This window comes from Zunongwangia profunda SM-A87, from assembly GCF_000023465.1.
Lineage (GTDB): Bacteria > Bacteroidota > Bacteroidia > Flavobacteriales > Flavobacteriaceae > Zunongwangia > Zunongwangia profunda.
In genome coordinates, this window is sequence record NC_014041.1 from 4,811,037 (window position 1) to 4,823,870 (window position 12,834).

Annotated in this window: 15 protein-coding genes; 6 read left to right on the plus strand and 9 right to left on the minus strand. The window is 34.7% G+C overall.

Features of this window, described 5'->3' with window-relative positions:
* Nucleotides 1-437: 437 nt before the first annotated feature.
* From arfB to pnuC, 3 genes are all read right to left on the minus strand, one after another.
* Nucleotides 438-842 (minus strand): alternative ribosome rescue aminoacyl-tRNA hydrolase ArfB, encoded by a 405-nt coding sequence (gene arfB / locus ZPR_RS21115; protein ID WP_013073822.1) that lies wholly within the window; start codon nt 840-842, stop codon nt 438-440.
* Nucleotides 835-2,373, minus strand: coding sequence for a DUF4301 family protein (locus tag ZPR_RS21120; RefSeq protein ID WP_013073823.1), 1,539 nt, complete (start codon nt 2,371-2,373; stop codon nt 835-837). Before ZPR_RS21120 ends, arfB begins: the two co-directional genes overlap by 8 nt.
* 399 nt (nt 2,374-2,772) lie before the next feature.
* A complete protein-coding gene (gene pnuC / locus ZPR_RS21125; protein ID WP_013073824.1) occupies nt 2,773-3,402 on the minus strand; it encodes a nicotinamide riboside transporter PnuC in 630 nt (209 codons plus the stop codon).
* Nucleotides 3,403-3,585: 183 nt separating this feature from the next.
* Between pnuC and ZPR_RS21130 the strand changes: the two genes are divergently transcribed.
* The 3 genes from ZPR_RS21130 to ZPR_RS21140 are packed head-to-tail and all read left to right on the plus strand — an operon-like array spanning nt 3,586 to nt 4,965.
* Nucleotides 3,586-3,861: a hypothetical protein gene (locus tag ZPR_RS21130; protein ID WP_013073825.1), complete on the plus strand. Its 276-nt coding sequence runs from the start codon at nt 3,586-3,588 to the stop codon at nt 3,859-3,861.
* A gap of 2 nt (nt 3,862-3,863) precedes the next feature.
* Nucleotides 3,864-4,229, plus strand: a complete 366-nt coding sequence (locus ZPR_RS21135) for a helix-turn-helix domain-containing protein (protein WP_013073826.1) — start codon at nt 3,864-3,866, stop codon at nt 4,227-4,229.
* 13 nt (nt 4,230-4,242) lie between these two features.
* A complete protein-coding gene (locus tag ZPR_RS21140) occupies nt 4,243-4,965 on the plus strand; it encodes a hypothetical protein (RefSeq protein WP_013073827.1) in 723 nt (240 codons plus the stop codon).
* Between the two features lie 27 nt (nt 4,966-4,992).
* On the opposite strand, the gene ZPR_RS21145 is transcribed toward ZPR_RS21140, so the two are convergent.
* The gene (locus tag ZPR_RS21145; RefSeq protein WP_013073828.1) at nt 4,993-5,355 is read right to left on the minus strand and encodes a winged helix-turn-helix transcriptional regulator; all 363 of its coding nucleotides are present in this window, start codon (nt 5,353-5,355) and stop codon (nt 4,993-4,995) included.
* A gap of 141 nt (nt 5,356-5,496) precedes the next feature.
* Here ZPR_RS21145 and ZPR_RS21150 point away from each other — a divergent pair, with 141 nt between their 5' ends.
* Entirely contained in the window at nt 5,497-6,384 is an 888-nt protein-coding gene (locus ZPR_RS21150) for an SDR family oxidoreductase (protein ID WP_013073829.1), read from the plus strand.
* Between the two features lie 248 nt (nt 6,385-6,632).
* Here the strand turns inward: ZPR_RS21150 and ZPR_RS21155 are convergent, their stop codons facing one another.
* Nucleotides 6,633-7,337: a phosphoglycerol geranylgeranyltransferase gene (locus ZPR_RS21155; protein ID WP_013073830.1), complete on the minus strand. Its 705-nt coding sequence runs from the start codon at nt 7,335-7,337 to the stop codon at nt 6,633-6,635.
* Between the two features lie 5 nt (nt 7,338-7,342).
* A complete protein-coding gene (locus ZPR_RS21160; RefSeq protein ID WP_041579321.1) occupies nt 7,343-7,975 on the minus strand; it encodes a 4'-phosphopantetheinyl transferase family protein in 633 nt (210 codons plus the stop codon).
* A 64-nt stretch (nt 7,976-8,039) separates the two neighbouring features.
* On the opposite strand from ZPR_RS21160, the gene ahcY reads away from it, so the two are divergent.
* Nucleotides 8,040-9,356: an adenosylhomocysteinase gene (gene ahcY / locus ZPR_RS21165; protein WP_041579323.1), complete on the plus strand. Its 1,317-nt coding sequence runs from the start codon at nt 8,040-8,042 to the stop codon at nt 9,354-9,356.
* 73 nt (nt 9,357-9,429) lie between these two features.
* Here the strand turns inward: ahcY and ZPR_RS21170 are convergent, their stop codons facing one another.
* Entirely contained in the window at nt 9,430-9,882 is a 453-nt protein-coding gene (locus ZPR_RS21170) for a hypothetical protein (RefSeq protein ID WP_013073833.1), read from the minus strand.
* A gap of 249 nt (nt 9,883-10,131) precedes the next feature.
* Here ZPR_RS21170 and ZPR_RS21175 point away from each other — a divergent pair, with 249 nt between their 5' ends.
* Nucleotides 10,132-11,148: a hypothetical protein gene (locus tag ZPR_RS21175; RefSeq protein WP_013073834.1), complete on the plus strand. Its 1,017-nt coding sequence runs from the start codon at nt 10,132-10,134 to the stop codon at nt 11,146-11,148.
* A gap of 53 nt (nt 11,149-11,201) precedes the next feature.
* Here ZPR_RS21175 and ZPR_RS21180 read toward each other — a convergent pair whose 3' ends face one another.
* The gene (locus tag ZPR_RS21180; RefSeq protein WP_041579324.1) at nt 11,202-11,606 is read right to left on the minus strand and encodes a Dabb family protein; all 405 of its coding nucleotides are present in this window, start codon (nt 11,604-11,606) and stop codon (nt 11,202-11,204) included.
* Between the two features lie 122 nt (nt 11,607-11,728).
* Nucleotides 11,729-12,757 carry a phytase gene (locus tag ZPR_RS21185; protein WP_041579326.1) on the minus strand — a complete coding sequence of 343 codons (1,029 nt, stop codon included), beginning with the start codon at nt 12,755-12,757 and terminating at the stop codon, nt 11,729-11,731.
* Nucleotides 12,758-12,834 lie beyond the last annotated feature (77 nt).

Below are 12,834 nucleotides of genomic sequence, written 5' to 3' on the forward strand. Positions count from 1 at the left end.
ATATAATATCAGCTTATGAAATCACCTAAGTGTGATCCATGGGTGTTTCATTTATTCGAAAATTATGTTATTGAAGTATGTAGATCCATAAATGGGATCGGAGGAGTAGTTAATCACGAGGATCGAGTAAAATTACGGGTGACTCAAAATGAAACAATGGGAATTCGCTCTAAAAAAAGAGGCCACCACAGCCTCTTTTTAATCCGAAAATCTAAATTATACAACAGCTATTTACTGCTGCGTTAGTTATTCAAAATCCTTCAATAACCCTAACTAATTAACTATTAGTCAAAACCATGCCATAACCAAAAACTAACAGAATATCCTCTAATCTCCTAAAATCAAATAACTTAAAAACTTTCATTTTTATATTTGATTTCACAAAACCGTAGAATTCTACACTTTTAATTCTACAGGTGTGTAATTTTTCTACAGTTTTATTTTAATGGATTTTTTCTACTCTGCTTTTTCTCTGCCTGAATCTTCTTTGCTCTCAGTCTTTTTAACTTCGCCATTTTACCCGGCTTTGTTTTTTTTCGGACTTTTGGAGCTTTTGTGCCAGTTTTAATCATTTCCAGAAACTGATTGATTACCGCACTTTTATTTTTATGTTGACTTCTGGAATTACCATTTTGAAGAATAAGGATATTGTCCTTAGTAATCCTTGTAGAAAAAGTATTTTGTAATCGCTCTTTCTGAATTTCAGTAAGTACGGAAGATGAGGCTATATTAAAATACAACTCGACTTTAGAGGCGGTTTTATTAACATGCTGCCCACCGGGGCCACTGCTTTTTACCGCTCTAAAATCGAGTTCTTTTATTAACTCTTCCTGATTAATCATTAACCGGTTGATGGCTTTCCTTTAAAAGATCTGCTACGGTTTTTACAGGATTAAAAGTGGTTACCGGTACTTCAACAAAGACCGTATTCCATTTAGCCATTGCCCCATTCCATAAACCTGGACGTTCTAAGGCCTTTAAAGGTTTTCCATCTTTTGTTTTATTCGCTATAAAACTCGTATTCGGATCTACATACTTCTCCAGATCGTAAGTATTTCCTTCGGGTTTTCTAACACTACAAACAATATCTACAGGATTAAAGTGTGTTGATTCTTTAACGAGTTTCACCTGCTCGGGGTTATCATCATCTATTTGCGCACCTTCAATAATTTGTAAAGAAATTTCACCATCTTCATCTTTTACTAGAAAAGGTCCTCCCCCAGGTTCTCCCTCATTTTTAACCATGCCGCAAACACGTAACGGGCGATCAAGTTTTTCAATATATTCTGCTGCCGATTCATCTCCTGAAAGGGATTTTACAAAAAGCTTCTGAGTCAGAAAATCAGAAGCATCCTTTAACACCTCCTCTGAAGGATCATTCTGTAACGCCTTGATTAAATTGAAGGTTTCATCTTTTAACTCGAGTAATTTTCCGGCAAGCATTTTTTTATAATCTGCAACGTCACCAAGGCTTTCCCATATCACAACATTATCTATATTTTTAATAAAAATGATATCTGCATCTTGATGGTTTAAGTTGTCAATCAAAGCTCCATGCCCTCCTGGACGGAAAAACATACTTCCCTCTTCTGTTCTAAATGGAGCGTTCTCTCCATCCACCGCAATAGTATCTGTCTTTGGATCCTGATAGGAATAAGAAACTTCGAATTTGGAACCTGTTTTTTCTTCAACTCTATTCTTAACTTTCTCAAATTCAGCCTCAAATTTATCTTTATCATCCTGGCCTACGGTAAAATGGGATTTTACCACTCCTTTACTTTCCGCATATTTTGCTGCTTCATAAAGATGTTCCTCAAAAGCGGTAACAACTACATTATCATATTTATGAAAAGGAACCAAACCTTTAGGCAGGTCGCTTAATCCAAGCCCCTTGGCATATAACACATTTTCAGCAATTAGCTTATTCTTTTCATCATCGCTAAGATTGTCGAAATCACTATTATCTTTCTTCGCAGCCTTTATCGCTTCAGTATAAAAAGGTAATTTTTCTATATGATTAAAGAATGTTCGAAGACTAGAATCACCTTTTTCATCCAGATACTCACGCAATTCTTGTTTATCTGGATTAAATTCATCTACGAAATTATGAAGTGCTTTAAACATTCTTGTCGCAGCTCCAGAAGCTGGAACAAATTTTAAAATATCCAGCTCTTCCTTCTTATGCTCATAGGCTCTTATATACTCCGTACGCTCTTCATCTGAAATAGCCGAAATACCATTACCAACGGTTGCTGCCTCCTGAATATCTACTTTAATATTTCCTCGCTTAAAAATTTCAACCTGTCGCTTTACCTCTTCAGTGGTTAAGCCCTTATCCTGAATTTGCAGAATGTCTGATTCGTTTAATTTCACGGTTCTGTTAGTTTTATTGTTAGTTGATTAATTGCTATATTCTATTTTGTAGCCTTTTTTTTGGACCACCTTCTAATTCACATAAGGTTTGATTGATTTTAAAGGAACATTAAATTTGAAGATTCTCGCTCCCATTTCACCCATGTTACCATTTTTAATTATAAAAGGCATAAGGAATGTGAATATACATTAAAAAATGCAGATTAACGGGGTCTATTAACGCATATTTAATAATTTTAAAATGAAATAAAGCTTTTCAAATGGCTATTTGACAGCACCTTAGAATAATTTGATTCTTATAAGTAATTAAATAAAAACCTACTCGTATTAACAATTGTTTGTATTTTAAAAAATCAAGGTTCACATTTTATGATGTTAACTTAATAGTTCCAGGTTCTATTATAAGTTCACATGACTCCCCAAGTTTCTTTTCCAAACCAAATATCCCTGAATGGCCAAAATGGTAAATATAATATATTGTAGAGAAAGCATTCCCAACCCTCTATACGCATAGAGCGGGACTGTAATAATATCTGCAAAAATCCAAAGTGTCCAGTTCTCTAATTTTTTAATCGCCATATACCACATTGCCGTAAAAAACACTCCAGAAGTAAAAATATCGATATAATTAACCATTTTTATTTCATAATCGAAGGCTCTATACACTAAATAAGTGACGATCATGGTAAGTAAAAACAGAGCAAATCCCACTAGTTTTTCTTTTGTATTAGTTCGGGTAATTGGCACAACCGGTTCACCATCTTTTTTACGCGCCCAGTTAATCCAGCCATATACGCTCATTACCGAATAATAAAAATTCATCATCATATCCCCGTAATATTCGGCTTTATACAATAAATAAACGGTAATTACAGTTGCAATAAGCCCGGTTGGGTATACCAGGAGATTTTCTTTTTTAGAATAATAAACACTTAAAATCCCAAAAATAAATACAACGGCCTCAAGAATTATATTAAAAGTTGAAGCATCTCTATAAGAATCAAGAAAAAAATCAGAGAGTTGTTCCATAGTTTCAAAAATCTGATTTTATCCAAACAATATTAATTATAGAAAATACTTTTAAAGCAATTTTTATTGGCTTCTTAAAAGACCTCATTAGATCAAAATTCTTTTTTTATTACTCAAATCTATACTTTGCATGATTTTCCAGTAAAATGAAATCTATAAAATAATCTATTCAAATTTAACATTATGATACTAATCAGCCCAACATTTAATAAGGAAAAATATGATGATAAAAAGGAAAAAGAAGAAAATGAAGAGGACAAAAAACTACATTTTACTGACAACCGTAACGAAGAATATCAACAAAAACATGTTAAAATTACGGTTATAAAAGAAACACCTCTTGCGCTAAACAAGAAGAAAACATACCTTTGGAATAAACAAGAACAATATTACAAACAATTATCTGAAAACACAAACAATTGTGAGTTTTTTTCAAAAAATCCCTACTCTTTACTTTAACCATGATTGAACGTTTAGAAATTGTACGCAAAAGAGAAGGCCTAAACAAAGCGGAATTTGAACGAAAGTTATCGAAGTCTAGTGGCTATCTTAATATGCTAAAGCGCCGTAATAGCTATCCAAGTGCAGAAGTAATTGCTAATTTTTCAAGAGCCTTCCCTCGATATAGCCTGGAGTGGCTTTTAACAAATGAAGGGCAAATGCTGCGGAGAATGCATGAATTCCCCAAAAAAAACCTAAAGAAAACTAACTATTATCATAGTAGTGAAGAAAAAATAGATAAGATCAGTAAAAATCAATCTGAGTTATTTCAGACTTTATTAAAAATAGAAAAACTACTTATACATCTTTTACAAAACCAATCATAAAATATCATTCATCATGTTACAGCCCCTAAAACTAATCTTCTTTTCCTTACTAATTACATCTTATTCATTAAGTGCACAATCACAACTTAAATCTGATATTAAAATATATAAAAACATCGGAATTATAAAAAACGCTACTGGCTGGGCATATAACAACCAGGAAAACAGCTGGACAGACCATCCCAATTATATTAAAAAAAATATAGCGGAAGAGGAACCTTCAACTCATAATAAAAGCACTACAATATCTAAAGCTTATCAAAATTTTGATTCTATTAATCTAAAAACGATAAATTATAAAAATCATTTTTATTACCTCTTGATCGTAAAATGTTTGGAAGGTAAATACACCTACCCTACACTCAAAAAAGATTGGAACTATCAATCTGAAACCAAAATTTTTATTTTTGAGGAAACAGATATAAACAATCTAAAAAGTCTAAACGATTATTTATGTATAACGACAAGCCGAAAAATAGTTATCACAAGTAAAATAGAAAATGACGAAGAATTTATCTCAAATATTAAACGGGAATTAATTAGGCTACCCAGTAAATCTTCAAAGAAATATACTTTTGTAATTCGCAAATTAGATAATGAATCTGTACATTTTTTACTCCCGCAGCGTTACGTAGAAGATCCTATAGAAACGATTCAAAATAAATACTTCGAAATTTCCTTGAAAGATTATTATAAATTCTTAGGTTTAAAAACACAGGATAAAAGTCTATACTAGATTGTTTTTCTTTAGCTCGTATTATTTTTATTTACTGAAAGATCGGTTTTTAGTAATTTGATGCATATTTTCATTAGCCCATTTTACCAGACTTTCAAGCTTTGGCAATAAACTTAACCCCAGATCTGTTAAAGAATATTCTACTTTTGGAGGAACCTGAGCATAAACCTTTCGGGTCACTAAACCATCGGTCTCTAGCTTTTTTAGCGTTACAGTAAGCATTTTTTGGGAAATACTCCCAATCATTTTTTGTAATTCATTAAAACGAAGAGTATCATAATTTCCCAAAATTAAAATAACCAAAGTAGACCATTTATCTCCAAAACGATCTAAGATATTTCGAACCGGACAATTTTCAGTTTCTGAAAAATTTATTTCATTTTTCATCATATATAACCTCTTGATTTTCAAAATTAATAACTTTCAGGTAACTAATTTACGTTCCTGAAACCTCTTGTCTAAAAGACAAAGATGCAATATCTTTACTTACCAAAAGTAACTAAATCTCTTTTAGTAATTAAATAAAATGAAATGAAAAAGACATTGATCACCGGTGCAACAGGAAGTTTAGGTCAACTTCTTGTAAGCGTTCTAAAGAGTAAAGCAGATGCAAGCAACATCGCTGTTTTAGTAAGAGATACTGCAAAGGATATTGTAAAAGAGTATGAATCGCAAGGTTTAGATATCAGAGTATCGGACTATGAAAATACTGACAAATTAAAAGTCGCTTTTGAAGGTATAGAGCAGGTCTTTTTAATTTCGGGTAGCGATCTTGATGCCCGCCTGCAACAACACAAAAATGTTATTGAAGCGGCTATAGCGGCCAACGTAAAACATATTTTCTACACCAGTTCAGTAAGAAAAACAGAAAGTAAAGATGCTCCGCTAGATGCTGTGATTAGCGGACATGCACAAACCGAAGAAGCGATTTTAAATTCTGGTTTAGATTACACAATCCTAAGACACAATCTTTATAGTGAAGTCGTGCCCATGTTTATTGGCGACAAAGAGCAGTTACTAAAAACAAAGGCTATTTACTTACCTACCGAAAACGGAAAAGTAGCATTTATCCCCAGAAAAGATTTTGCTGAAGCAGAAGCTAATATTGTTGTTTCTTCTGAAGATTACCGCAATAAAATATATGAGTTTAACGGAAGTACACTGTTTTCTTTCGAAGAAATTAGCGAAATCCTAACTGATATCTTAGGTGAGAAAATTGCTTATGTTTCCCCTAAAGTAGATGAATTTGAATCCCAAATGAAAACTGCCGGTTTACCAGATCCAATCGTTGGAATGTTAAGCATGTTTAGCCAGGGAATAGCCAATGGGGAATTTAATTTTGAAAAAACCGACATTGAAAAAGTACTCGGTAGAAAGTCCCAGTCTCTAAAAGATTTTTTGAGCCAAGTTTACGCTTAAATAACTATAAAATACTGAAAAGACGTCATCCTTTTTTGATAAGGGTGACGTTTTTATCTGATAAGCTTTCAGCTGTCAGCTCAAAACTATTCAAAATTGAAAAAAGTTGACAGTTCACGGCGAACGGTTTACAGCCAATCCAAAATTATCTGGATTCTCGAGTCTTGCGTTTGGATATGTACTTTCTACTTTTCACTTTCCTACTTTACAACGTCTACTTCTAGTCCAGTACTGAATACTAATTACTACTATTTAAATTCTCCATTTTCAAAAGCGGTCCCTATAACCACAAGATCTGCCCCGGCTTTATACGCCTTTTTAAGTTGCGTTGCATTTCGAATTCCTCCACCTACAATAAGCGGAATATTTAAATCCCTTTTCACTTCAGCGATTACTTTTTCTGAAACGGGAATTAAAGCTCCACTCCCAGCTTCCAGATAAACAAGTTGCTTTCCTAACATCGCACCAGCCAAAGCTGTGTTTCTAATTAACTCAATTTCATCTTGCTGAATAGGCTTCGTTTTACTTACTCGTGCCACGGCACTTTGATTGCCGCCGTCTAAGAGCAAATAGCCCGTTGGAATAATTTCCAGGCCTGCATTCAATAATTTAGGCACCGCTTTTATATGTTGTTCGATAAGATACTCAGGATTTCTTCCCGAAATTAAACTCAATAATAAAATCCCGTCTGCCTTTTCAGTAATCTGCTCTTTGTCCCCTGGAAATAAAATAACAGGTAAATTAGTTTTGGTTTTTATAAAATCTACGCAAACTTCAGATTGCGCTGTGGTCGCAGTACTACCTCCTACAAAAATATGGGTAACTGCTTCAGGTAGTTTTTCGATAAAATAGCTATAGTTTTCCGTAGCAAACTTTTCAGGGTCAATTAAAACCGCAAGTAGTTTTTTATTGATTTTCGATGCTTTAATAATGGCATCTAAAATTTTAGGCATCAATTTTAATTTAGCAAAAACGTATAAACACAGGTAAATCCTTCAAATTCCAGGAACTCCAGTTCATACTCGGTTTTTTCGCCTTCAAAAGTAACAGTTCCGCGGGTAACGGCGTCTTCAAAATCAAAATCTTTGATATAAATATGCTCTAAAAAACCCAATCCTGGCTGAGCATGAACTTTATAAATAGATTCCTTACTTCCCCAAACGATGGTTAATTTTCGAATAATTGCTTCTTCATTTGCAAGTGTATGATATTCCCTAAGCGGCGTAAATTTATTGGCGATCTTTATAATTTTATCACGTTGTTTTTCAATATCGATTCCTACCGGCTGGTTGCTCACAATAATTCCGGTAAAATTAAAAGAATGGGTAATCGAAATATACTGACCATCTTTAAGGTGTGGTTTTCCCAAATCATCATACCACAAATCCTGATCTACATAACCGGCTTCCGCCATAAGATGCCGAATACTCATAAAACCACGCCGATGAATTTCAGATTTCATTCCATCGACTCTCTTTGCACAGTGATTAGTTAAACTTATACCCTCACTTAGCCACTCCAAAGACTCTTCCACCTTCCAAATGAAGACTTTAGTTCCTTTTCGTGGTGTTATTGTTTTGAAAAGAGGCATGCCGGTTTATTAAATATTAATTACTTTTGCGCTATTAAATTACAGAATAATCAAATATAATAATATGTCTACGAACACAGTGCCTTATACGGCGTATAAAGTAAAAGATATTTCCCTTGCTGCATGGGGACGTAAAGAAATTGAACTGGCAGAAGCTGAAATGCCGGGATTAATGGCGCTTCGTGAAGAATATAAAGAAGAACAACCTCTTAAAGGTGCACGTATCGCTGGTTGTTTACACATGACAATACAAACTGCGGTACTTATTGAAACCTTAAAGGCCCTTGGTGCAGAAGTTACCTGGAGCTCCTGTAATATTTTCTCTACTCAGGATCAGGCTGCTGCTGCTATTGCAGAAGCTGGAATTCCTGTATACGCCTGGAAAGGAATGACAGAAGAGGAATTTGACTGGTGTATTGAACAGACACTCTTCTTTGGTGAAGATCGTAAACCATTAAATATGATTTTAGATGATGGTGGCGACTTGACCAATATGGTTTTGGATAAATATCCGGAACTGGCGAAAGATGTAAAAGGTCTTTCTGAAGAAACTACTACTGGAGTTCACCGTCTTTACGAGCGTATGAAAAACGGAACACTTCCTATGCCGGCCATTAACGTGAACGACTCGGTTACAAAATCGAAATTTGACAACAAATTTGGATGCCGTGAGAGTGCTGTAGATGCAATTCGTCGTGCTACCGATGTAATGTTAGCTGGTAAACGCGTTGTGGTTTGTGGTTATGGTGATGTTGGAAAAGGAACTGCAGCTTCTTTTAAAGGAACCGGTGCTATTATTACAGTTACTGAAGTGGATCCTATTTGCGCATTACAAGCAGCAATGGATGGTTTTGAAGTAAAACGTCTTGAAACTGTAGTAGAAAAAGCTGATATTGTAATTACTACAACAGGAAATAAAGATATCGTTCGTGGCGAGCACTTCCTAGCAATGAAAGATAAAACTATCGTATGTAATATTGGGCATTTTGATAACGAAATTGATGTTGCCTGGTTAAACAACAATTATGGTGAAACTAAAGATGAAATCAAACCACAGGTAGATAAGTACACTATCGATGGTAAAGATATCATTCTTCTTGCTGAAGGACGTTTAGTGAACTTAGGCTGTGCTACAGGGCATCCAAGTTTTGTAATGAGTAACTCATTTACAAACCAGACTTTAGCACAAATCGAACTTTGGAATAATACCGATAAGTATGAGAACAAAGTTTACATGTTACCTAAACATTTAGATGAAAAAGTAGCGGCTTTACACCTTGAAAAAATTGGTGTAGAATTAACGAAACTTAATGAAGACCAGGCTAAATATATTGGCGTTGAAGTTGAAGGTCCGTTCAAACCTGAATACTATAGATACTAGACTAGAGACTAGAATTATAGAAAAAATCCCGTTCATTGCTGAACGGGATTTTTTCTATAATTCTATAAATTTTTTACTCTACTAACTTATAATAAAGATAAGGTCCATCGCAAACTATCCAGCTATCATTTATCAGTTGGCTATCGGAGAAATGAAGATACTCCAATTTAGATTTTCTATTACAACTTGCTATTAAATCAGACTCTTCCAGATATTCGAGAATTATAAACTCGCGCTCATCAATTGAATAAGTACCTTCCGCAATAATCGTTTCATCTTCGATTTTGGATTTTTTTTGAAAAGTAAAGTCTTCATTAAAAATATAACTCTCAGCCTTACCTTCAACTTTTGTAACTTTAGCATTAGGGATCATTGCCGCTCGTGATGCGACTAATTTCCATTCCTGCGGAAAATTAGTTGCAGAGAAATCTACTACTGTAAACTTTTCCGGTTCCTGTTCATCTTTATCGCAAGAAATTAAAATGAGTGAGAATAGACAAAGCATAATAGTTACGATATTTTTCATAATGTATTTGATTTCTAATTAGATACAAAAAACAGCAAGAGGTTGCGTCTAAAATATGAATTCTTAGAATATTAATACTAACAGGTAATGATTGTTGTAATAAAGTTAATACTAGGTCTTCCTTTAGTTTCCAAATCTGTTTAGAGGCGTTAAAAAACTTTAAAGATTCATAATCTCAGGTTAAACCAGGAATATACACAAAAATTATCCAACCTGTAATCGTAGTTTAGAAGTTCAAAAAAAATAATTATGAAGAATTTTAAACACCTATTTTTAGCGGGCTTAACCACTATTACATTAGCCTCTTGTAGTGACGACGATGATGGAATAATCGACACCGATGACGGAATGGAAGTCGATGCTCCAATGTTATTTGCCACAACCCATTCTGGTAATATTGCTGGATACAATTTGGACACGGGAGATTCATATTCCCTAAGTTCTGATGCTAACGATGCTGAAGGTATCATTTACGATGATGATGCAGATGCATTAATTGTTGCTTCCCGAGATCCTTTAGAAATTCAGTATTATAGCGAAGTAAGCATGTGGGACGATACAGCTGATGAAGCAATGGCAGAATTTAAAAGCTCTAGCGATGTTATGAGCCCTCGTGATATCGCAATCTCAGGAAATATGGTTGTAATTTCTGATAATGCCGATATGAATGGTGACGATGATGATGCTCCAAACGGACGTTTCTTTATTTATACCAAAACGGCTGACGGAATGACCCTCAGAAATACCGTAAGCGTAGATTTTAATGTTTGGGGTATCGAGTTTGATGATGATAGACTTTATGCTGTAGTGGATAATACTAACATGTTAGCAAGTTTCGATAATTTCCTGTCTAATTCTGGCGACGGAATGGTAGAAGCGACTAAAATGATTGCACTAGAAGGTATTGAAAGAACACATGGTTTAGATTATGATGATGGTACGATGATCATGTCTGACATTGGTGATGCTGGCTCAGATGCTGATGGCGCACTACATATAATTAGAGATTTTGACACTAAATTTAATAATACCGAGGACGGAGAAATGCTAGCTGTAGGCAAACAGGTAAGAATTGCCGGCACCACCACAATGCTAGGAAACCCGGTAAACGTTTCTTATGATGAAGATTCTGGAATGATATACGTAGCCGAATTGGCTAACGGAGGCGGAAGAGTTCTTGCTTTTTCCGATGAAGATTCTGGAGATGCTACTCCTACTATCAATAATATGCTCAGCGGAGTTTCTGCCGTATATTTTGAAGACTAATTTTATATAATTCAGTATAAAAAATCTCGCTAATGCGAGGATTTTTTGTTTTATTACTTTATCCCAACCGAATCATACACCTGCACTCGCTTCCATAAATTCTCGGATTCTTCGATAAACTTTAAATGCGCTTTCTCTTTTTGATATTTATCCTGAATTTCTTTTGAGGGAAAACTTAGTATTAAAGAATAGGTAAAGGACCCATCGACCACTTCTCGCGGTGTTCCTGCCGGTTCTCCAATAAATTTGGTCTTCGCATACAAACTATTTTCCATGAATTTGTTTAAAGATTTTAGAAAATCGGCTCGATCCTGCTCGCTGTCTGGATTGTTAAGCCAAAAATAGACCACGTGGGTAAAGTTTTTATCAAATTCTCGTTGTTGATGTTCTTGCGCCTTCATAGTACTAAAAGTTAAGAAGAAAAAAAGTCCCAGCCCTATCTTAAAAATTGTTCTCATACTTATCCAAATTTCATTTTGCTTAAAAATACAATTTTAAAACTGAAAGATAGTCGTCCTTCGGAAAACAAAAAATGCCGGTAAACTAAATTTTACCGACATTTTTATTTAGAATCCAACATTTATTTTTCAGCCTCTACCGGCTTTTTTAATCGGCTTAAATCATGATAAAAGAAATTCTTTTCTCCGTTATCGTTCATAGAAACAAACAAACCATTGGGGAATTTATCTCCCAGGGAAGCCGTGGTTACTTCACAGCCATCGGTTTCTGTAGTTCCTAAATTCAGCGCATATTCAAAACTGTTATCTTCCCTATTAAAGAAATTAAATGTTCCTTGTTGCTGGTTAGAAACTATAATCTGCCCCTTTCCATCAGGATATGTAGAAATAGCAATGCCCTCGATATCATCTTTAAAATGTTCTGCGCCAAAAATGGCTATTTCTTTATTACCCATATCTGGCTCGGCATAATATTTACGAATACCATCGCCTTCATCAGAGCAATATACAAATCCGAGTTCATCGTCTACAGCAATTGCTTCGATTTCCTTTTTCCCACTAAACAATCCAAATTCCCGAACTAACTTTGGTGTAAATCCCTTTTCTGAAGGCACTAATTCGATCTGATGTAAATAGCCTTCTTTAGGCCCGTTTTTACGGCCAACGATAGCATAGGTCTTTCCAGATTGTGGTGATTTATAGATCGAAACCCCCATAGGCAAACTCATTTCGTTCTCCCGAGTATCCTGAAAGACCTTAAAACCACCATTATCAAGGGGCTTCATATCTGGCACCGAGAAAACTCTGATTTGTTCTCTTTCCCTTTCAGTAAAAATCATAATGTCTGTTACGGTACTATCAGAAAGTTTTACATCATACTCCACATCTACATTATTAGGGCGCTTAAAGTTTCTCATGGTTTTAGCTTCGATAACCTTTCCATCAAGATCGAAAGCGTAAATTGCACCATCGGTATCTTTATCGGTTCCAAAAACAATGCTTTCTTCAGGGTTTTCCCTGTTTACCCAAATTGCCGGATCATCGGTGTCATGTAATGTTTTTTCAGTAACCACATCTGGAGCGATTTCTGGTAATTGCTGGCCGCAAGAGGCTAACATTAGGCAAATTAGGATCGATTTTATTCTACTCATTATATTTTGTTTTAATTTCAAGTACCATCTTCAGGCGTACATGCCAATACTTAAAATTGTATATTTTTAAATTATTT